The following is a 21,894-nucleotide window of genomic DNA, read 5'->3' as shown; positions in this document are numbered from 1 at the left end:
TATCACTTATTCGTAACCATTTTTCAGCAACAGCGTGGCACCTGGTTGGGCGGTCAGATCCAGGAATCCATCACCGGTATTTTTTATCACGAAGCCTTTATTACTGGCCGCGAAATAAGTTTTAAACGGCAACTTCAGGCGGGTATGGCCGCCCTTTTCGGCTACCATTTTTATTTCGGCTACCTGTCCGCCGTCTTTTTTTGCACTGATCAGGAAGGCGCCTTCTGCGCGGAGGTTTTGGAAAGCAACGTTGTTCCAGCTGGCCGGAATAGCCGGCATAACGGCAATAAAGCCCGCATAGCTTTGCAGCAGCATTTCCTGTAACCCGGCGGCAAAAGCGAAGTTGCCTTCCAGTGTAAATGGACGATAGGTAAATTTCGATAGGCCGGATTTGGTTTGATCTCCATTCAGATGGAAGCTGTTGATGGAGCAAAATGCCCTTGCGAAGGTTTGTAAATCTTTCGCAGCGCCTTCCCCATCTTTAGCGCGTGCCTTGAGATTGGCCATCCAGGAATAAGAGTAGCCACACCAGTAGTCCGGCCCTAAGCTATCCGTGAGATGAATGGAATGGCTGATAATGGCCTGTGCTTTGGTGCCATCTTCCCATTGAATGAGGCCCAGCGGATGGATCGCCATCATATGCGAGAAGTGGCGGTGCGATTGGTTATACGCCATGCTCGGCGCAAACATCAGTTCCTGGTTTTGGGTAACGGCGAAGTCGTCAAATTCCGACAGTATTTTTTTCCAGTGTGCGGCTTCGTTCTGCAGCTTCAGCACGCCCGCCAGTTCCGCTGCCTTGCTGAAAGTAAATTTCATCAGCGCAAGGTCGTAGTTGGTGTTTTGTGGGAACCAGGCATCTAAGCTATTATCATTGATTTCCGGGCTGGAACTGATTTTCAGCTGCCGGTGCCCGTCGGCGTTTATAATGGTAATGCTTTCCAGGAACGTGGCTACGCTTTTCAGCCACGGATAGGCCTTCTCTTTCAGGAAGGTTGCATCCATGCTGTAGCGCCATTGCAGGTAGTAGTGCTGCGCCAGCCAGGACGATACGGTGGGCGACAACGAATATTGTATCCAGCCACCCATTTCAGTGCCATCGAGGGTGGTTACACCGGGAACGGCTAACCCGTTGACACCGAAGTACATTTTCGTATAGCGTTGGTAGTTAGCTTTATTCTTTTCGAGGTGGTGGAGATAACCCATGGCTTCCTCCAGGTGGTTGGCGCTATAGGAAGGCCAATAGCTAAGCTGCGTATTCAGATCGTGGTGATAGTCGCCTTTCCACGGCGCAATACGTCCGTTATCGGCGGTCCATACGGCCTGCAGCGAAATAGGCGGGGCATCTTTGCGGGCAGCGGCGCCAAATTTATATTGTTCCAGGTACCATTGTTTTTCCAGTAAGGTATCCGGCACCTGTATGGCTGATTTGCTCCAGAACTTTGTCCACCACTGACTATGGCTGCGCAGTTGTTGTTGAAAGCTGGTAGTGGCTGCCGCTGCGGTGACTTTCTCCGCTTTCACTTTTACCGGTTCTTTGGGAAATTGGGAAGAAATACTCCATACGCCTTCAATGGTAGTTGCATTGATTTTTCTCCAGCGCACATTGATATCATAGGTAAAGCCATTCCAGCCGGCCTGATGATAGGTAATGCTGTTACCGGTTTGCACGATGCTGCCTTGTGCATAGCCTAACCTCGACAAGTCATCACCGCCCACGGGATCACCGGCATTGGTAACGGAGCCCTGGTATTTAGGCGCCAGCAGCTGTGGCGCCAGCGAGGTATCTACGTTTTCGAAGCGAAACCATCCCAGCGGTTGGTTGGCATCCACAAAAGTTTTTAACCGGGTTCCATTGGCCCATACTACTTCACACAGCGCATTTGCCAGCGTCAGGTGTACTGATTTAACGGCTCCCCATTGCCGGGTATTGAATTCGAGCGCACCGCCGGGAATTTTGGAAGGCGCGGCTTCTTTGTCGTAAGGGGCATCGAAATATTGCTGTACAGGGGTATAATCTTTTTTATTCACCTGGCCGATCACCCATTGATAACTAAATTCTTTACGGTGTAATCCCTTCATAGGACGCATGTCCCAAAGGTCGGCGCGGTCCAGTGAAAAGCGGAGGTGATCATCTTTTTGCCAGATTAAGGCGCCCAGTAAGCCATTGCCTAAAGGAACCGCCTCATCCCAACGGGTGGCCAGTTTGTCAAATTGCAGATCATGTGAAGACGACTGACCTAACGACGACATCGTCACCAGGCAGCAAGCCAGGGATGCAATAATTTTGTTCATCTGTTCTGTTTAATGAAGAAATAGGTTCTTGTCAGCCAATTTAACAGGAAATAATTAATATTTCCGGAAAAATAGATAGCCGGTAGGGGGAAGAATTACGAATTACGAATTACGGATTTGTGGGGAGATAACAGCGAATATACTTCGCGTTTACTATCTCCCCACAAATCCGTAATTCGTAATTCGTAATTCGTAATTCTTCCCCCTAGTCCAGCACAAACCGGTATCCAACTCCTTTAATGGTGAGGATCTGGAGGTTTTCATCTTCCTTTAAACAAATACGCAGGCGGGTAATATATACGTCCAGGTTACGGCTGTTAAAGAAGGAGTCGTGGCCCCAGAGCAGGTCAAGTATGTTTTTGCGGTCAATGATACCATCGCGTTTTTCATATAATAACCGGAGCAGTTCACTTTCCCGGTACGAGAGTTTCTTTTCTTCTCCGCCACTGGTCAATACCTGCCGCCGGGTATCAAACAGAAACTTACCAATTCTTATTTGATCCTGCACGGGAGGAGCACTCACCGGCGTTTTACGCAGCACGTTTTCGATACGCACAATCAGTTCTTCCATGCTGAATGGCTTACGGATGTAGTCATTGCCGCCCAGTGTAAACCCTTTCACCAGGTCGGCCGTTTGGGTTTTGGCCGTCAAAAACAGGATGGGGACTTCCGGATGAATCGCACGTATTTCTGCGGCTACTTCAAATCCATCTTTGTTGGGCAACATTACGTCTAATACACATACCGCCGGATTCACCTGCTTAAAAAGAGCCAGTACATTAGCGCCATCACTTTCCATCACTACCTCAAAGCCTCTCCGCTGAAGGCTTTCCTTCACAATTTTACCCAGAGATAATTCATCTTCTACATATAAAATTCTGATGCTCATCTATATTTTTTTAAATCGGACAATCCGGCGATTTTTATCGTAATAAATAACCGGGGCTTCCGCAAAAGGAATCTTCACAGAAAAAGTACTGCCTTTCCCCAGTTCACTTTCTACCTCTATGAAGCCCATATGACGCTGCACAATATGGGATACATAGCTTAATCCAAGTCCATAGCCTTTGGTATTATGCCGGTTTCCGTTGGGTATCCGGAAGAATTTTTCAAATATTTTGGTTTTATATTCCTGCGCAATGCCTATACCGTTATCGGCTATACGTATTTCGAGAAATTGTTTGTGATCGATGATATGTACCAGGATCTCCGGTTTGGACTGGCTATACTTCAGTGCATTGTCCAGTAAGTTATAGAGTACACTGGTGAGATGTAGTTTATCGGCGGTAATAATAAAGTTGTTGCCGGTGGTTTGTAAAGTGGTAGTGGTATGTTGTTTTTCAAATTGCAGCTTCATAGATGCCATCACCCCTCTGGCCAGTGCGCGGATATCAAACTGTTCTTTGTTCAGCGCGATCTCCCTGTTTTCAAACATGGAGAGTTTCAGCACTTTGTCTACCAATAACCCGAGTCGCTGTATTTCCTGTGCCGAAATATCCAGGTATTCGTTGGTGGTTTCCCGGTCTTCCAATGCATCAAAACTGCGAAGGGCTTCTATGGCTACACTTACTGTGGCAATGGGTGTTTTGAGTTCATGTGTCATGTTACTGATGAAATCATTTTTCAGCTGCGCCAGTTTTTGTTGTTGTTTCAGGTTCCGGTATAAAAGTAAAAACGAAAAAATGGTAATGCCTAACAGCACTACAGATACGCCAATCGGCTGACTGATGCGCTTCAGCAGGTACCAGGTATTATTTTCAAACAGTACCTGGTAGCTCAGCGGCTGGGTAAATCCAATGGTAACTATGTTGCCGTCAAGATCATCAGGAAAGGGGATGATGGATGCGCTGGCGGTATCTGCCGGTTTCATTTCATGAATAGTGAAGTCTGCATGAATCTTTTCTTTTGCCAGTGCTACCCGGTAGCGATCAGTAATTTCTTTGATGCTGATAGAATCACGCAGGGAATCTACACCGGTGAGGAAGTCAAATACTCTTACTGTTGAGGCGCTTTTAGCGATGTTATATTGCACATGGAAGGTATCCTTCCGGGTATCTCTCAGGGCTGCTATCATGGTAGGATTTGCAGGATCCGTTACCATGGAGTCTTTCATGGCCACCATCACCGTACGGTGCGCGGGAATGGTTTCCAGAGAATCGCGGTATCTTTCCGTCAGCACTTTGGAAATATGCATCACGCCCTGCCTGTCGGTGGCACGAAAGCTGACGTTGGAATCCAGTTTCAGTTTAGTGGCCTGTAACCTGAAAATAGTTTCCCGGAAAAGAAGATTGGTGCGGCTGGTAAAGAGCTTTTCTTCTTCCCGGTAGTTTTTAGTCAGCCAGTACGCCTGGAAAGCGGTGATCAGCAAAATGGTCAGCGCAATCAGGAAAGCAGTGGCCCGTATGGATAGTTTGTAACGCATGTGTTGATAGTGATAACAATAGTAATACAAATGTATCGTTTACAAATACCCGGCAGTGAAAACATTAACCTAAATTAACCTTAAGTAAACCCTTGTTAACCTGCGTTGCTATTGGAAGGGAATAGTTTTATCCCTTAAATACGACGACTATGAAAAAAGCAATTTTAACGTTTTCTTTGGTAGCTGCTTTACAAGTGACCCAGGCACAGCAACAACAGGGACGGGTCATCTATGAACGTACCCTGCAAATGGAAGTGCAGCTCATGGGTGTGGATGCAGCCGGAGCTGCTCCCATGTTGCCCCGCTCACATAAAGACAAGTTTGAGGTATTGTTTGCCAACAACCAATCACTCCGCCGCACCAAAGAAGAGGATGTGCCGGAAACATTAGCGCAATCGGGTGATGGTATGGAGGTACATATGATGATGGCAGATGCCAACGATGTGCGCTACTGCAATTTTACCACTGCTACGGTCATTGATCAACGGGAACTGGGCGCCAAAAATTATATCGTTACAGACAGCATCCACCCCCTCCAATGGAAACTTACCGGCAATACTTCCACCATATTGAACTATCCCTGCCAGGAAGCCGTGGCACAGCGTATTGGCAAACGACCTTCCACCCATATGGAAAATGGCGAATTAAAAACGGTGGAAGTAGCTGATACCGCCAATATTGTGGCCTGGTTTACGCCTGCTATCCCGGTACCTGCCGGCCCTGAATACCAGGGGCAATTACCTGGTCTTATACTCAGTATTGATATCAACGGAGGCCGTACGCAGTATAAGGCCATCGTTGTAAGCGAAGAGGCGGATGTGTCCCTGATTAAGCCGCCTGCGAAAGGAAAGAAAGTAACGCAGGCAGCGTTTAACAAAGAAAGAGACCAGGTGATGTCGTCATGGCAACGGGCGTCGGGCGCGAGAGGGACGATTCAAATGAGACAGTAAGTACAATAGCTCCGGCGTAAAGACCGGAGCTTTTTTTTAATGCATAATTTTAAACCCACGTGGGCTACCTGCCGCATTTAACCCGGTTTTGCTCAGGCTATACGTAAAACTCAGCTGAAAGAAGCGTTGCAGATTCCTGGTTCGGCTGTCTTCAATATAATTTTGATTTGTACTCCGATTGATCCCCACATTCCTGTTCAACAAATCTACCGCGCTCAGCTTCAGCTCTCCCCGGTTGAACCGCAGGAATTGCCGGCTGAAAGAGGCATTCCACAAGGGCACCTGCGAATTAAAACCATCCGCACGGCGGCTGTTTACCTGGTACGTAAAGCTGCTGGAAACATACCATTTGGCTGGTAACTGCCAGCTGATTTCTCCTTCATATTGTTGGGAGAAATAACCGGTGTTCAAAGCAGTTTGCAGGGAATAAGCCGTACGGTAATAGTTGCCTCCTGCACTCACAGATACATCTAAACTGTTGGTAGGATGTAATTCCAAACGTACGGTAGGTCCGCAACTGAACGTGTTGATCTGATTGGGAACGGCATTAATAAATTGCTTCATTTTACTGTATCCTACATTGTTACTGATTTCAATATTACCGGGTATGATGCGCAAGGGTAAGCTGAGGCTAAGGTTGCCGCTGATATTATATACGCCGTTCACATTCACTGGCCGGGAATGCCGTATGCCCAGAGAATCAACCACATCATAGTCCACAATTTTATGTTGCGTTTCCTGCACGTTAAAAAACGCAAAAAGGTGTTTGTTCCGGAAAGGATCTACCGATATAAAACTAAGTTGTGCCATATGAGACAGCTCCTGTTTCAGATAAGGATTCCCTTCGCGGATATTGAGTGGGTCGCTAATGTCAGGCACAGGCTGTAGCTGTGATATAGTAGGTTGATTGGTAATTGCCGTATAGTTAATACTAAAATTGCGGTAACGGGTGAAATCATATTTGAATCGCAGTGAAGGCAGTAGATTGTTGAAGGTTTTACGAATAACGGAATCTTTGGTACCTGCAATGATTTTACCTTCCAGGCTGGCCCGCTGCCATTGGGCGCCCAGTGCCAGGCTATATTTTTTCTGTTTGGTGCGTAGCCGTAACCCCGCATTCGTATAGCCATAGGTGTTTTCAAAGTTATTGGTCTGGGCGGTATTTAAATGGTTGAATTGTCCGCTTATTGGATCATAGTCGTAGGTGGTTTTATCTGCTTTGTTGTACGTACTGCTTTTGCCCATACTGAATTCCAGCAGGGAGCGGTTAAATAACGGTTCCGTATATACGGCGCGTGCGGTATAACTTTTCATACTACCGTTGGTGTTATCCTGTTGGTAGATGGAATCATGATCCGGTTTACGTTGATAGAAATGATTCACGGAGAGCAGCGTACCGCTACTGCTGCTGTTGTTGAAGCTGCTTTGCAGTCCCAGGGAAAAGGTACGGCCTTTGCGGGCAAATTTTTTCCGGTACAGGATATCGTTGCTCACATTACTGCCGGTGCCGGAAGACGACCGGTTGCTGAAGCCTTCATTTGCCAGGGTCTGGTTGCCAGCCCAGGTTTTGTAGTTGCTTTCATTGCTACTGCGGTTTTCCTGGTAGCCCCCGGCAGCGGTGATTTTAAGCGATTGAGAGGAGTCCAGCATAATATTGGCGCTGGCATTGGCACGATGTGTATTATTGAGATTATTGTTGCTGCTGTGTTGTTGGTATAAGTAGGACGAATCGGGTAGAAAGTATTGTCGCTGTACATCACTTTCCTGTTTGGGCTGATAGTGATTAAAGAAATAGTTCCCGGTGAAATCTGTTTTTTTGCCGAGCAGGTTATTGTAATTAATACCGCCACCCATGATGGTTTTAAAGCCATTGTTATTAGCACCATCCATGAGCATGCCCGCAGCATCCTCTGAGCTGACCGTGAAGCTGGCAGCACCACTTTGTTGCAGGCGGCTCAACTCTCCATTGAAGTTCATGAGGTCCATGAAAGAAAACCCTTCTGCATTGGTATTGTTAGCCAGTCCAATGGCAGATATTTGCCGGTTTCCTTTGAATGCATTCAAATTAAATCTTCCTTCGTAGCGTTGTTCGGTACCGCCGCCGGCAGTAGCTTTACCAAACAGGCCTTTCTTTTTATTGTCTTTGAGTTTCAGGTTGATGGTTTTTTCGCTGTTGCCATCGTCAAAGCCGGTGAGTTGCGCGGCATCACTGAGTTTGTCATATACCTGCACTTTATCAACGGCATCTGCCGGGAGATTTTTGGTGGCGATTTTAGGGTCATTGCCGAAGAATTCTTTTCCATTAACGAGGATCCGTTTTACCTTTTGTCCCTGTGCTTTTACGGTCCCGTCTTTGCTGACCTGGATACCGGGCATCTTTTTCAGTAGTTGTTCCACGCTGGCATTAGGAATAGTTTTAAAGGAGCCGGCATTGTATTGTACGGTATCGCCCAACAGTGTTATGGGGGGCGCTTCGGCATTAACAACTACTTCTTTCAGCGTCCTGTTTACATCCAATAGCTGGATAGGGGGGAGATGAATATCGGCGCGGTTGGCAGTTACGTACAACATTTGACTCGCGGGGTGATATTTCACATGGGTTACCAGCAGGCGATAAGCGCCGGGCGCCACACCGGTGAATGCAAAATTGCCTTTAGGATCTGTCATGGTAAAAGATACCAGTGAGGAATCTTTCTGGTGCAATAGGGTAATGGTAGCGGCGGCTATGGGTTGTTGCGCCATACTATCCAACAGGGTGCCGGTAATTTTTTGCGCCTGTGCTACCAGCCCGAGGCAGCAGCACAGTAGCAGTAAGTAGCTTTTTTTCATCGTCAGTATTTAAGGTCAATGAAGGGGAAAGGTAGGCGCATGGCGGGTAAAAGCAGGTTAATGAGGGTTGCTGTAATGTTAAGGAAGGTTAATGTTTGAGGAGGGCCGGGGTAGAATTGTTTAAATGTTAACTTGGAGAAATACCCGGAAACTGGTATTTTCATTTTTAGAAAGAAGTGATGCAGACAAACCTATATTCACTGTTACATTTGACTAAATGTGCGTTTAAACCCTGACAACATGGCCATACCATTTGTTGAGATCATAGAATCTGTGCCCCCTGATCCCGATTTGCTGATGTGGAAGTTTCCGGATGAGGACAAAGAAATTAAAGATGGGGCGGTGTTAACGGTAAGAGAGAGTCAATCGGTGCTTTTCCTGAATGAAGGCCGGGTGGCGGATATCTTTACCGCGGGCAGGTATATATTGAATACGGAAAATATTCCGGTACTGACCCGTTTGAAAAACTGGAAGCATGGCTTTCAGAGCCCATTTAAAGCGGATATATATTTTTTCAATACGCATCAGTTTGTAAACCTGAAGTGGGGAACACCTGCGCCCGTACTGATGAGGGATACCAGTTTTGGGCAGGTAAGGATCCGTGCATTCGGATCTTACAATATCCGTATTACAGATGTTGCGAAATTTTTCAGGGAGTATGCCGGCACTTTTCCGCAGTTGGGCATCCGGGAGTTGGAATGGCAGCTACGGGATTTTATAGCACCCAGGTTTGCAGAAGCTTTGGCCACGGCCAATATTTCAGTGGTGGATGTGGCAGGAAATCTCTCCGCTCTGAATGAAAAAGTACAACCACTCATCGGACCTTATTTCAACGACTTCGGATTAACAGTGACCAGCTTTACCATCACCAATGCTACGTTACCGGAAGAAGTATTGAAGCATTACGATAAAGTAACGGGGATGAATATGGTAACAGATATGAATAAGTTTACGCAGTTCAGCATGGCAAATGCCATGTCGCACGAAAATACGGCCATGGCAAATGCTGCGCAACAAGCTATGGCGATGGGTATCATCCTGAACCAGGTGAAATCCACCGCGGCTACCGAGCCGGGACCTCCACCGGAAGACGTTACCAGCCGGCTGCAGAAATTGAAACACCTTTTTGAAGCAGGGTTGATTAACGAGGGAGAATATACGGTGAAGAAAGAAGCATTATTGAAATTACTATAACGTATGAGTGACGCGGAAAAGAATCGGGCACAATCCTATCTCGAAAAACTAAAACAAACGGCCCTGCAACAGCAACATTATGGCGGGGAAATAAAGCAGGAACCTGCCAGTATGGATGCCCGCGATTGCCCTAATTGTGGCGCCGGCAGGGCATTCCGGCACGGACTTACTTCCTGTGCCTATTGTGGGTTTGTATTTATGGACACCACATTGACAGATGGCATTCATATCAAAAAAGAAAACAATTCGAAGTAAATGTTTGGATTCGGGAAAAAATACGATAACCCTGCACTGATAGCGGAAATTAATGAAACACAGCAAAGGTGGTTTGCTTTTTTGGATAAACTGGAAGGCCGGGTAAATGAGATGTGTGCAGCAGCCATTCCCGAATTAAAAGCCGTTTTTGCGCAGGATACAGATCCTTATAAGCGCACGCATGGCCATTTGTTGGCCGGTTTGCAGGGACAACTGTCGCTGATACGTACCAAAGCCAATGAAGCCAGGGATGAAAAGATCAACGGGCTGGTGTATGCAGCGGAAGGAGTGATTCCTTCTATTACATCTGCCGAAGGCAGTAAATATCATCAGCTGTTACATACTTTCAGAATGGCCTGTTTTAACCGCCATCATATTTTCGAAGAAAAGCTGAATGCAGCGTTGAATAAGCTACAGGCAGCGGCCGGAGAGCGGGACCTGGAAACAGCCTACCAGGAACAGTTGGCGGCTTTTGAAGCCATTAAAGATAAATTCAATTGCCAGCAATGTGGAGGCAATATCACTATCCCAAAAATGTTTTTCATTGCCACTTATGTGAGTTGTCCGTTTTGCCATACCCAGAACACGTTTCTTCCGTCTACCGCGGCAAAAATGGTGTTGCATGATGCCCGGGCGTTGGCAGAGCAACGCACCGCCCACCTGCGAAAGCGTGCTGAAGAGGCGCAGCCCAGGAATCCGGATTTGCAGCAGCAATATTACCGTGCCATGATTGATGAGTGGAATAAAATAGTACCGGACATGGCAGGGGAGAATGAAAAATTTTATGAAAGATTATTGAAAGATATCGCTATAGGTCATTATTAAATATCAATTATATGTCTGAGAATCCATTATTAGCACCCATTCACGGTATTACTTTAGAAGATTACAGCGCTGCCTGCGCTAAAATGGGCAGCGGGCTGAGTGAAGCACAGGTAGCCAGTGCATTGGGTGTGGAGTTACCCGTATGGCAGGAAGCCAACCTGCTTTGGCCAGAACGAATGAAACAGGACGCCACCTTTCATATCGTCACCCTGTTTGGTCAATACTTCGGTCAGGCCGATCAACATCCGAAATTCAGCAGCCTGCAACCTACGTTGTCTGCGGAAGGTGCCGACAATACAGCAAAAATTAAAACAGATAAAGCGTTTTATGCGGAGCTGGAAGTAGCCAGGCAAGTGGCGTATGATTACGGATTAGATGGCGCACAATGGATCGTGGACAACTACGGTATTCCATTGGGCGATTTCCAGATGGCTGCTTCTAACTGGAATGAACAGATTCATCGAGATATTGCCGCGGACTTTGAAGGCTACAACGCACAACAGGCGGCCTACCGGGCGAAATATGAAAAGCTTTTTGCAGAAGCGCAAGGGGGTAACGTAGCCGACGATATTGAATTTTAAAGTCATTTTTTCGGAATTATGCTTAGCGGCGGTGTCATTATTGATACCGTCGTTTTTTTTAGCTCGATAGGATGGCGGTTATGGATTTTTATGAAAGCAGCGTCTTTAAAAAAATAAGTCCTGTTATCCTAAAATCAATAATATGCCCAGAGCCAAATTAGCCCGTAAAAGTACACTCGTAGATATGACGGCCATGACAGATGTCGCTTTTTTATTGCTGACATTTTTTATGCTGGCCACGAAATTTAAGCCCAGTGAGCCGGTAGCAGTAGTCACACCTACTTCTGTTAACACCACGGAAGTATCAGAATCGAACACCATATTACTAACGGTAGATAAGAAAGGGCGTATCTTCTTCGATTTACCGGGACAGAAGTACCGGCAACAGCTGATCACTGACATTGACAAAAATTTTCACCTCGGATTGTCTGCTGCCGAGATGCGCAACTTTGTACTGGGAGCCAGTGTAGGTACGGATATCAAGCACCTGAAAAATTATCTCGCCATGACGCCGGAGGCCCGGAAAGATGCTGCTATCGAAACCGGCGTATCTGCTGATGCTACGGACAATGAACTGGGCATATGGCTGGATTATGCCATGGCAACCCATCAAAAGGAACTTAAAAATTTAAAGTATTGCATCAAGGCGGATAATGAAACGCCTTACATAAAAATAAAGGCAGTACTGGATGTTTTTAAGAAGAAAAATATACAGCGATTGAATTTGGTAACGGACCTGGAAACGGCGCCGAAAGGCTAGGCTTTCATGAGCCAGGCGCCGTTGCTGAGGGCCATCAGGGAGATGAACAACAGCAGCTGCTGATCAGAGAAGCGGAGCCGTAGCTGTGCCAGCGCTTTTGCCCGGTGTTCCTTTACGGTAAATACGGAGATGCCTAAACGCTCCGCTATCTCCTCATTTTTTAACCCTTCCAGGAAAATCATCCGGAATACCTGTTGTCTTTTCTCCGGCAGCTTTTCTATTTCATGATATACGGACTGCAATAGTTCCGTGCGGATCATTTGTTGCAGAATGAGTTCGTCGCCTTTTTGGTCGTCGAGATAAATCATTTCCTGCTGAAAGCTGTTCTTCACTTTTAAGTGGCGCAGAAAATTAAGGGATGCATTGCGGGTAGTGGTATACAAAAAGCTTTTAATGCTTTTGGGATGATGAAAGTCGGAACGTTTGTTCCATAGCTTCACATAACTGTCTTTCACAATGTCTTCTGCCTCCGCCATGTCACCTAATAGTTGTTCCGCAAAAAAACAAAGCGCCCTGTAATACTGTGTGAAAAAAGCATTAAAAGCTGCCGGCTCTCCTTGCTGGAACGAAGGAATAATATCTTCCGTAAGTTCAGGCTGTTCTGTCATTAAACTGGTTTTAAGGCAGTCATCGCTGCGTCACTAACGGGCTAAACTAAAAAATAATTGGGAAATTATTTAAAAAAATGCCGGCGGAATTTATTTTATTGATACACTAGTTCATTGGAAGGGGCAGCGTGTTTTAGTAGTAGTCAGGAATTGGTGAAGAAGATGGAGTGAGAAAAGTACCTGATCACCGTACCTTGTGTAAAAATAAACGTCACTTGTCAGCATCAATACCACCAAACGATCAGCAACAAATGGATACCATGCAGCGCATGGGGCACCTGTTATTTCGCAGGCTGCAGGGCACGCTGAACAATACGGAAGCCGCGGAGCTGGAGCAATGGTTACAACGGCAGCCGGAAGAACACCGGCAGTTTTATATTACGCAAACAACGTGGGCCGCTGTAGAAGCGGCCCTGCAACGTTTTTATCATATCGATCAAAACGCTGCATTAGCCGATGTGTGGCAGCGGATCCATCCAGGGCAGCAGCCTGTTGCTCCTTCCGCCGTTCGTTTAAGATGGATTCGCCGGGTTGCCGCGGCTGCAGCTGTTTTGGTGGTGATGGGGGCAGGTATTGCCTGGTTCATTCACCACCAATATACTATAAATTCCACGGAACTCCCGTTGGCAGCGCGTTACAAGAGTAACGCCTTGCCGGGAGGCAATAAAGCCACGCTCGAATTATCAGACGGCAGCGTGGTAGTACTGGATAGCGCCAAAACCGGAACACTGACCCGTCAGGGCGATGCACTGGTGCGAAAAGATGCCGCCGGTTCCCTGAGTTACGAAGCTACGCGGCAACAGCGTAGCGGTAACATTACCTATAACCGTATTACTACACCCAGAGGCGGTGAATACCAGGTAGTATTGCCGGATGGTACCAAAGTATGGTTGAACGCCGCTTCCTCCTTACGTTATCCTACTACCTTTACCGGTAAGGACCGGGAGGTGGAGTTGTCGGGAGAAGCTTACTTCGAAGTGGCCCCTGATGCCGCAAAACATTTCCGGGTGAACGTAACCGGTCCGGATGCCCTGCATATCGATGTACTGGGTACCGCTTTCAATATAAAAGCCTATACGGGGGAACCTGTCCGCAAAACCACATTGGTACAGGGAAAAGTAAGTGTTGCCAACACAGAGCAACAAATATTACTGACGCCTGGTCAGCAGGCTTCCCAACGGGAAAACAGCCAGCAGATAGCCGTACAGCCTGCGGACCTGGATGCGGTGCTGGCCTGGAAAAATGGGCTTTTTTACCTGGAAGACGCCCACATCACGGATATTATGCGGGAAATATCCCGCTGGTATGATGTAGATATTCAATACGAAGGAACGATTACCCAGCAATTTGTAGGTAAAATCCCCCGCAATATGCCGTTGATGGATGTGCTGAAAGTGTTGGAATCTACCGGCTGGGTGCACTTCCGGGTGAACGGAAAAATGGTGGTGGTAACACCTTAAATGTGATGATCAGCTAACAAAATTTTAATAGTAATAGTGGGAGGGAACATTTTGCAGCGATGAATGTTAACTTGTTATTCTTATCTCTCCCAACATATGACAACAGTATCACTCCGCAGCGCCGCAGGTACCTGGATTATGGTCACCACCATATTAGCCTCTGCCATGGCTTTTATTGACGGTACGGCATTGAATGTTGTATTGCCTGCGCTGCAACGGAATTTAAATGCTTCCGGGGCAGATTTGTTTTGGGTATTGAATGCATATTTGTTGATGCTGGCCTCGCTGATACTGATAGGCGGTACACTGGGCGACCGGTTGGGACGTAAGAAGGTATTCATGATCGGGATTTTTATTTTTATCGGCGGATCTGCTATCTGCGGGTTGGCGGGCAGTGCTACCATGCTGATTATTTTCCGGATGATACAAGGTATTGGCGGAGCGTTGATGATACCGGGCAGCTTATCACTGATATCTTCCGGTATCCATGAAAAGGAGCGAGGGAAGGCCATCGGTACCTGGTCGGCCGCTACCACACTGGTTACCCTTGGCGGACCGGTGCTGGGTGGTGCATTGGCAGATGCAGGATTATGGCGTTACATTTTTTTCATTAATGTACCTATTGGGATAGTGGTATTGGTACTGCTGGCGTGGAAAGTAGCAGAAAGCAGGGAAGCGGATACGCAGAAAGGACTTGATTTTCCGGGCGCAGTGCTGATTGCGTTGGGGCTGGCCTTGCTGACGTTTGGTTTCCTGCGGATGCCGTCAGCAGGTTGGGGGGATGTGAAAGTATACAGTACAGTTATTGCCGGGATCGTATTGCTCGTGGCTTTTGTACTGGTGGAGTATAAAAGTAACGATCCCATGCTGCCGTTAAACCTGTTTGCTAACTTAACTTTCACGGGCGCTAATCTTCTTACTTTTTTTCTCTACGGCGGATTGGGAGTAGGGATGTTGTTTCTCTCGCTGAACATGGTGCAGGTGCAGGGATACAGCCAGTTGGAGTCGGGGCTTACATTTCTGCCGTTTACCGTATTGATGATTACCATTGCCCGGTTTGCGGGCAGCCTGGCCGATAAGCATGGTCCGCGTTTATTCCTGATCATAGGTCCCAGCCTGGCAGGCGTGGGGTTGTTGCTGTTATCATTGGTCACACAAACGCGTGGCGCTGTTGATTATTGGACCACCTTTTTCCCGGGTATTTTGGTATTGGGGTTGGGCATGTCATTAACCGTGGCGCCACTCACGGCTACGGTGATGGGGGCGGTGAGTAGCCATTTATCAGGTACAGCATCGGGCGTAAATAATGCCATTACGCGTATTGCCGGAGTATTTGCCAATGCTGTTTTTGGTGCGCTGGCCGTATTGTTTTTTGCTACCGCCATACAAAAAGATATACAGGAGGTGCCGTGGAATCAGCAGCAAAAAAATGCCGTGGTAGCACAGGCCGTGAACCTGGGAGACGCGGCGCCACCTCCACAATTGGATACTACACAACGGACAGCCGTAATAAAAGTGTACCGCGAAGGTTTTATTCATACCTACGGAAAAATCATGCGTTTATCTGCGGGCCTGGGTTTCCTGGGTGGATTGATGGCATTGTTGTTTATTAAATCTGTCAAAGCAGGAGATGCATAAAACGGAAAACCATTTTTAAAAAATTTCTATTCCCGGAATTTATTACTATCTTTAAGCCGCAACCAACTAAGAATACTTCATACACCGCTGCATCTACGCAGCTTCCCGCCTTTATCCATTCCATAGTTTTTATGATTGTTGTTTTTTATTGTTCAACATATAAAGTCATCAACATCGAATTGCTATGAAAAAAAAGGGATTTCTTATCGACATGGACGGTGTAATCTACAAGGGAAGTGAACCTATCCCAGGCGCAGTAGATTTTATTAATGGTTTAAGGGAGAAAGGCATTCCCTTCCTTTTTTTGACCAACAATAGCCAGAGAACCAGCAGAGATGTTTGCTATAAGCTGAATAAGATGGGCTTTAAGGTAAATGATGAAGATATCTTCACCTGTGCCATGGCTACTGCCAGGTACCTCGCCTCTAAGAAAGAAAATGGGACTGCGTATGTTATTGGCGAAGGTGGCTTGCTGACGGAATTACACAATGCCGGTTATTCTATTGTAGATGATCAGCCGGATTATGTTATTATCGGAGAAGGCAGAACCATCATGCTGGAATCAGTAGACAAAGCCATTAATATGATCATGAAGGGCGCCAAATTAATTGCTACCAATCTCGATCCCAATTGCCCGATTGGTGATGGTAAGTACCGCGCGGGCTGCGGCGCACTGGTAGCGATGCTGGAATCTGCCAGTGGTATCAAAGCATTCAGCGTAGGCAAACCCAGCCCGGTGATGATGCGGATGGCCCGGAAAACACTCGGCCTCACCACCGATGAAACGGTGATGATTGGCGATACCATGGGAACAGATATTTTAGGTGCAGGATCTATGGGATTCACGACCATACTTACTTTAACCGGTGTTACCAATGAAGAAGACCTCGCACATTTTGGTTACTCTCCTGATTTCATTGTGAAGTCTATCAAAGATTTACTGAATGAACAACTGTTTATGAAAGTAATGGGAGAACCGGTTTTGATGGAAGTAGCGTATTAAATTGATAAGTAGCAACCTTGCGATTAACGTGAGGTTGCTGTTTTATTGTTTTGACGGGAGGTATACCAGGGAATATTGAGCAGGCCTTTTTTAAGAGAAATCGTTACAGTATCACTGATTGATATTTCATCGTATTCTTTCTTCTTTACATTTACTTCTAATGTTTTGGTTACAGGTCCTCCTGGGGCTATTTGCAACAAATAACTTTTCCCCTTGCTACCGGTGATTTTTTTGCCTGTTACCTGGCTTTGATACAATAAGGGAATACTATTGTCAAAGCAAGAATTTATGGTAATCAGTGCGCCATAGCTATACATCAGGAGTATAAATAAATGACCAGCAATAAACTTCATTACCTCGCTTTTTTTGTATGCCCTTATAGTAGGCATGATTACTGTACAAAACAGCAATCCGATAACAAGTGCAGCCACCCAAAAGGGCGTCCAGACAAGTTTGTAGTCTAATATATTGATAGATCCAAGCGCAAAAATAGATAAGGAAAAAGAAGGGGTTATTAAAGCCCATTCTAACTTTAAGGAGATTCCCGCGGACTCCATAGTAATAAAATCTTTATAATAGTGTATAGCTGCTAAAACTAGCCAGGGCATAACGATATTAATGGTCAACGCATACAAATCCAATGGGTGCTTACGAAAGAAAATCAGAGTAATTGCCGCTAAGATAGCGATAGGGTTAAATATCCATGTTATAATTGCTATTCTTCTATGGTCAGCAGCAGTATGCTCTTTTTCTATTCCGTAGCGTATTTTGTCTATTCTCTCCTGTTCTGCTGCTTCTTCTCTTTGTAAATCAAGATCAGTAAAGCGTTCATATAGCCATTCAGTAAGTTCAAGGTAGCCTGACAGGTGGATGGATATTTTTATCTTTTTTCTATCTGCGGAAAATGGAATCAATAATAAATAGAACCCTTCGCATTGAATTCCTTCTATTTCCTGAAAGAGCAGTTCTTTGGAGCCTGTCGCGCTATCTTCCCTAATAAAATCCGGACCTATAACCAATTGGGAGATGCGCGCTTCCTGGATTTGCCATAAACACAAACCAGTCAGGAGTAACGCCAGCGGAAACGCCCAGTAAGCGGTTTGGACATCATAGCTGAAAATCAGCCACCGGGCTAATGATCCAAGCGTAACCGCCATAAAGAGCAGTTGGAGAATAATAATGGAATATTTCCTGGATCGGGATAAGGTATAAACTTTCATTTGAAACAAAGGTCGCTACAGGAGTGCAAATATATGTAAAAGTGGATTACCTGCTCTTTGTCAGGTTAAAGCCGGATGACGTTTATTCTACCACCACCAGCTCTTTTAGTATCCGGTCTTCATATACAGCTACAAAATAATAGTCTTCGATAAGGTCTGATTCAAAGCTCAATTCACAGGTAATTGACTCCATGCTGACTTCTTCAAGATGTATAGCTGTTAACCGGAAGTTTTTGTCGAAATCATCAAAAGAAAAATTGTTTTCATTTTCATCGATGGAATTTTTTCTTGAAAAGCTATTTTATAAATCGCAGCTAAAATTTATCCGCAAATTTCACTTTAATAATCACCGGGTTACCTCTTTTATTTTTAGGATTTTCAAAATATTTCACCAGTGCCGGCGGATACACCGGATGCTTGTCTGCGTGGGCGTCCTTTTGCTGGAACAAAGTCAGCGAGGAGCAGTTGGTATAAAGGGTATCTCCTTCTTGCGCGAGGAAACCGTAGTTGGAAAATTCAGACCCACCTGCCAGGTTATCTGTTAAGAAAAGAAAGTGCGTGCGTTCATCCGGTGTAATTTTATCGATGCCGATTAAACGTCCGGATTTAAGATTATAAATATAACCACCTGCCCTACTACCGTAACCGGTTGGCCGGAAAAAAAGGTTGTCACCTATCTGGGCAATATTATCCAATACATGGTAAAGTTGCCGGTTGTTTTCCAGGTAGTGGATACGCTTGTCATAAATAGTAGTGTCAGTAAGGAAATCGCCGGGAAGCGTATTGGCCATCGGAAATACAAACCGGTACACCGGGTAGAAAGAATGTGCACTAAGCTGGTAGATATTGAAGTCGTACGGACGAACATAAAACACGCTGCTGTCGTTTCGTGGATAAAAGGGTATCTGCGTGCTATACAGCAAATCGCTACTGGGGATATTGGCAGATTGAAAGTTATAGGGGAGGTGCTGTTGTATAATTTTCTCGTTGTCCATCACCACCACCTGGTAAGCCAGGGAGTCCTTGTTACGTTTATTGGCCCCATAGGAGGTACCCACGGTTTTTCCTTCACCTAAATATTTCTTTTGGTAGTCGTAGGGAGTGGCTTTTACTTTTTTGACGAGCTGACCATCGGTATTAAAATAAACCGTTTGATTCCGGGAGGGGATACAAATTAGTTGACGGTCTTTATCATACCAAAAACTATATAAAACAAAGTTATTGGCGGTACTTATTGCCCGTCCCTTAATCTTTGCATGATACTTTCCGTTTTTGTCAAAAATGAAAACGGCGTTGGTGGAATAGTCAAGTATAATATAATATTGCGGAGTAACTTCCAGCCGTTGAATCATGCCAACAACACTTTCAGGCGTTGACTCCAGGGGGATAAATGAAATGTCTGCTATCAGGGAAGAAGCCGGGCCACCCATTGCAGTAGCCGGATCAATACGGAGCCTGGTCACTTCCTGTGCGTGGATACCTACGGTAAAGAAAAGAGCAGTGGCGTAAACGAAGTATTTCAGGTGCATAATGGAGTTAGATATTGCGGGCTTTAAGATAAGTAAATAAACGTCTCCCTTACCCTTGATAAGCTAAGCAGCTAACTGTTGGCCAGTCAAGCCGATATAATTTTCTTTTTTATCAATATTTTTTTCGCAACTACGCGTTTTCCCGCCGTGAATGCGGAGTTTATCTTTATATTTCCAATAGAGAGCCAATCATACACCTGCTCAACATACCAGGAGGAGGTTGCGCAATGCCACGTTTTTTTGATGAATAATATAGCTGTATGTCAAGGGGAGTGCATCCACTCAGTGATGAGGAACTGATATTGCTCATGGCGGACGATAATGAAGCGGCCTTTACTGCTTTATACGACCGTTATTGGGAAATGTTGCTGGGCCTGGCTTTTAACCGTTTAAAAGACTTGCCGGCAGCAGAGGATATCGTACATGATGTATTTGCCAGCATCTGGCGTAACCGGAAAAAACTGGCAGCAGATTCCCTCCGACATTACCTGGCTGCTGCCGTAAAATATATGACCATCGCACATTTCAGGAAGAAAGCTTACGGTAGCAAATACCAGGAAACCCTGGAACATCCTGATCTTTATGAAGGCGATATGGAAGACCAGCTCCACTACCGGCACATCTTACAGTTGGTACATGACGAAGTAAATAATCTCCCGGAGAAGTGCCGGGTCGTTTTCCGCTACAGCCGGCAAAACGGGATGAGTTCCCGTGAAATAGCCGAAGTAATGGGAATCAGCCACAAAACCGTGGACAACCAGCTGAATAAAGCCATCACACACCTGCGCCATAAGATGAAACACTTGATTCACTCCTGCTTTACCTTTCTTTTCTAAAATTTTTTTTCCAACGCATAGGTATTTTTTTTCGCCCGGCTCACTTATATAGTATAACGGGCATTTATGCAGGATCTACAACAAGCCATCGATAATTACCTGGCGGGCAAAGCCAGCGAGGAAGAACAACAATTGGTCAACAACTGGTACTATGCCTTTGATGATGAAAGCATTGAAATTCCTGCAGAAGAACAAGCCCTGCGTGAGAAAATTCGCGATCGCATCCAGCAACGGCTCCAGCAAACGTTACGCAACGAATTGCGGGTGAAAGGCCGCTCTGTTGCTTTTTATACCAAAAGAATAGCCGCTGGCATCGGCTTGTTAATCGGGCTGGCAGGTAGTACCTGGCTGTTTTTCTTCTCCCGGAAACAAACACCCGCTAACCACACCACCACCATAGCTGCCACCCGCCACAATCATATTGTTCCCGGCGGCAACCATGCCGTTCTGTTGCTGGCTAACGGCGACAGCATCCTGCTGGATAATGCCGGCAACGGGATGCTCAGCCAACAGGGAGGTACCCAGGTAATTAAACTGAACAATGGCGCCCTGGCTTACAAAGCCACCAGCGACGCGGCTGCAACGGTAGCCTATAACACCATTCGCACCCCCCGCGGCGGCCAATACCAGGTAACCCTGCCCGACGGCACGGAAGTATGGCTCAACGCCGCTTCCACCTTACGATTCCCCACCACTTTTACCGGTAACAACCGCGAAGTAACACTGAATGGAGAAGGATACTTTGAAGTGAAACCATTTCTCAACAACCAGGGAAAAAAGGTGCCTTTCATCGTGAAAGTAACTTCCGGTAAAGAGGAGATGAATGTAAAAGTGTTAGGCACCAAATTCAATATCATGGCCTATGAAGATGAAAATGCCGTGAACACCTCCCTGCTGGAAGGCTCCGTGGCCGCCAGCAATGGGCGCGATAGTGTCATGATCCGGCCCGGACAACGCGCCAGCCTGCATCACGGACAGTCCGCCTTTAAAATGGGAATAGCAGATTTTAAAGAAATATTAGCCTGGAAAAATGGAGAATTCAGGTTCCGCGAAGCCGGTATCAAAGATATTATGCGGCAACTATGCCGGTGGTATGATGTGGAAGTAACCTATAGCGAAGGCACAGACAATGTAAAACTCTCCGGCATCATTCCCAAAACAGAAGATATCGCCGTACTGCTGGATGCCCTGCAGGCCACAGGCAAAGTACATTTCGAGGTCGTCAACAGAAAAATTATGGTGCAAACATTATAGTAATCCTTGACCATTTAAATATCAGCCACATATGAAAACATAATCATTTTGTATGGGCACCGCATAAAAAACCGGAAGCGCTTGCAACACTCCCGGTCATATATTCGGATGGCCCCTTTCGCAGCCACGCATTGACTAACTGAAATTTAGCACATCCAAACAATACAAAAGTATGGAACGACACTCCATTATCAAAATTCCGCTGTCCGCCATCAGGCGATCCAGACAAATATTCCTG

18 protein-coding genes are annotated in these 21,894 nt (G+C 46.1%); 11 read left to right on the top strand and 7 right to left on the bottom strand.

Annotation, left to right across the window (positions count from 1 at the left end; translation table 11 throughout):
• Nucleotides 1–6: 6 nt before the first annotated feature.
• The 3 genes from AC5ZC7_RS18150 to AC5ZC7_RS18140 all read right to left on the bottom strand — a co-directional run bounded on the left by AC5ZC7_RS18150 (nucleotide 7) and on the right by AC5ZC7_RS18140 (nucleotide 4,714).
• Nucleotides 7–2,292, bottom strand: coding sequence for a glycosyl hydrolase family 95 catalytic domain-containing protein (locus AC5ZC7_RS18150; RefSeq protein ID WP_496157489.1), 2,286 nt, complete (start codon nucleotides 2,290–2,292; stop codon nucleotides 7–9).
• A gap of 205 nt (nucleotides 2,293–2,497) precedes the next feature.
• On the bottom strand, nucleotides 2,498–3,181 hold the full coding sequence (locus AC5ZC7_RS18145; protein WP_496157490.1) for a response regulator: 684 nt from the start codon (nucleotides 3,179–3,181) through the stop codon (nucleotides 2,498–2,500).
• Complete coding sequence (locus tag AC5ZC7_RS18140) at nucleotides 3,182–4,714, bottom strand: ATP-binding protein (RefSeq protein ID WP_496157491.1); 1,533 nt, start codon at nucleotides 4,712–4,714, stop codon at nucleotides 3,182–3,184.
• Between the two features lie 149 nt (nucleotides 4,715–4,863).
• Between AC5ZC7_RS18140 and AC5ZC7_RS18135 the strand changes: the two genes are divergently transcribed.
• Complete coding sequence (locus AC5ZC7_RS18135; RefSeq protein ID WP_496157492.1) at nucleotides 4,864–5,664, top strand: GLPGLI family protein; 801 nt, start codon at nucleotides 4,864–4,866, stop codon at nucleotides 5,662–5,664.
• Between the two features lie 36 nt (nucleotides 5,665–5,700).
• Here the strand turns inward: AC5ZC7_RS18135 and AC5ZC7_RS18130 are convergent, their stop codons facing one another.
• On the bottom strand, nucleotides 5,701–8,493 hold the full coding sequence (locus AC5ZC7_RS18130; protein WP_496157493.1) for an outer membrane beta-barrel protein: 2,793 nt from the start codon (nucleotides 8,491–8,493) through the stop codon (nucleotides 5,701–5,703).
• Nucleotides 8,494–8,733: 240 nt separating this feature from the next.
• Here AC5ZC7_RS18130 and AC5ZC7_RS18125 point away from each other — a divergent pair, with 240 nt between their 5' ends.
• From AC5ZC7_RS18125 to AC5ZC7_RS18105, 5 genes are all read left to right on the top strand, one after another.
• Nucleotides 8,734–9,687: an SPFH domain-containing protein gene (locus AC5ZC7_RS18125; RefSeq protein ID WP_496157494.1), complete on the top strand. Its 954-nt coding sequence runs from the start codon at nucleotides 8,734–8,736 to the stop codon at nucleotides 9,685–9,687.
• A gap of 3 nt (nucleotides 9,688–9,690) precedes the next feature.
• Nucleotides 9,691–9,942, top strand: coding sequence for a hypothetical protein (locus AC5ZC7_RS18120; protein ID WP_496157495.1), 252 nt, complete (start codon nucleotides 9,691–9,693; stop codon nucleotides 9,940–9,942).
• Nucleotides 9,943–10,767, top strand: a complete 825-nt coding sequence (locus AC5ZC7_RS18115) for a hypothetical protein (protein ID WP_496157496.1) — start codon at nucleotides 9,943–9,945, stop codon at nucleotides 10,765–10,767.
• Nucleotides 10,768–10,778: 11 nt separating this feature from the next.
• Nucleotides 10,779–11,348 (top strand): DUF6620 family protein, encoded by a 570-nt coding sequence (locus tag AC5ZC7_RS18110; RefSeq protein WP_496157497.1) that lies wholly within the window; start codon nucleotides 10,779–10,781, stop codon nucleotides 11,346–11,348.
• 142 nt (nucleotides 11,349–11,490) lie between these two features.
• Nucleotides 11,491–12,108 carry a biopolymer transporter ExbD gene (locus tag AC5ZC7_RS18105; RefSeq protein WP_496157498.1) on the top strand — a complete coding sequence of 206 codons (618 nt, stop codon included), beginning with the start codon at nucleotides 11,491–11,493 and terminating at the stop codon, nucleotides 12,106–12,108.
• Here AC5ZC7_RS18105 and AC5ZC7_RS18100 read toward each other — a convergent pair.
• Nucleotides 12,105–12,716 carry an RNA polymerase sigma-70 factor gene (locus AC5ZC7_RS18100; protein ID WP_496157499.1) on the bottom strand — a complete coding sequence of 204 codons (612 nt, stop codon included), beginning with the start codon at nucleotides 12,714–12,716 and terminating at the stop codon, nucleotides 12,105–12,107. The genes AC5ZC7_RS18105 and AC5ZC7_RS18100 overlap by 4 nt on opposite strands.
• 215 nt (nucleotides 12,717–12,931) lie before the next feature.
• On the opposite strand from AC5ZC7_RS18100, the gene AC5ZC7_RS18095 reads away from it, so the two are divergent.
• The 3 genes from AC5ZC7_RS18095 (at nucleotide 12,932) to AC5ZC7_RS18085 (ending at nucleotide 16,817) form a co-directional block, all read left to right on the top strand.
• Nucleotides 12,932–14,176 (top strand): FecR domain-containing protein, encoded by a 1,245-nt coding sequence (locus AC5ZC7_RS18095; RefSeq protein ID WP_496157500.1) that lies wholly within the window; start codon nucleotides 12,932–12,934, stop codon nucleotides 14,174–14,176.
• 96 nt (nucleotides 14,177–14,272) lie between these two features.
• Nucleotides 14,273–15,814, top strand: a complete 1,542-nt coding sequence (locus AC5ZC7_RS18090; RefSeq protein ID WP_496157501.1) for a DHA2 family efflux MFS transporter permease subunit — start codon at nucleotides 14,273–14,275, stop codon at nucleotides 15,812–15,814.
• 184 nt (nucleotides 15,815–15,998) lie between these two features.
• A complete protein-coding gene (locus tag AC5ZC7_RS18085; RefSeq protein WP_496157502.1) occupies nucleotides 15,999–16,817 on the top strand; it encodes an HAD-IIA family hydrolase in 819 nt (272 codons plus the stop codon).
• A 23-nt stretch (nucleotides 16,818–16,840) separates the two neighbouring features.
• Here AC5ZC7_RS18085 and AC5ZC7_RS18080 read toward each other — a convergent pair whose 3' ends face one another.
• Together AC5ZC7_RS18080 and AC5ZC7_RS18075 are read right to left on the bottom strand one after the other, a co-directional pair.
• Nucleotides 16,841–17,974 carry a hypothetical protein gene (locus AC5ZC7_RS18080; protein ID WP_496157503.1) on the bottom strand — a complete coding sequence of 378 codons (1,134 nt, stop codon included), beginning with the start codon at nucleotides 17,972–17,974 and terminating at the stop codon, nucleotides 16,841–16,843.
• Between the two features lie 377 nt (nucleotides 17,975–18,351).
• A complete protein-coding gene (locus AC5ZC7_RS18075; RefSeq protein ID WP_496157504.1) occupies nucleotides 18,352–19,566 on the bottom strand; it encodes a DUF4934 domain-containing protein in 1,215 nt (404 codons plus the stop codon).
• 260 nt (nucleotides 19,567–19,826) lie between these two features.
• Between AC5ZC7_RS18075 and AC5ZC7_RS18070 the strand changes: the two genes are divergently transcribed.
• Both AC5ZC7_RS18070 and AC5ZC7_RS18065 read left to right on the top strand, forming a co-directional pair.
• On the top strand, nucleotides 19,827–20,402 hold the full coding sequence (locus AC5ZC7_RS18070) for an RNA polymerase sigma-70 factor (RefSeq protein ID WP_496157505.1): 576 nt from the start codon (nucleotides 19,827–19,829) through the stop codon (nucleotides 20,400–20,402).
• Between the two features lie 66 nt (nucleotides 20,403–20,468).
• Complete coding sequence (locus tag AC5ZC7_RS18065; RefSeq protein WP_496157506.1) at nucleotides 20,469–21,656, top strand: FecR domain-containing protein; 1,188 nt, start codon at nucleotides 20,469–20,471, stop codon at nucleotides 21,654–21,656.
• The last annotated feature ends 238 nt before the right edge of the window (nucleotides 21,657–21,894 follow it).

The organism is Chitinophaga sp. 9-1-y (assembly GCF_059511905.2).
Note: the sequence above shows the minus strand (reverse complement) of the source record. Positions and strands in the feature narration are given on the sequence as shown.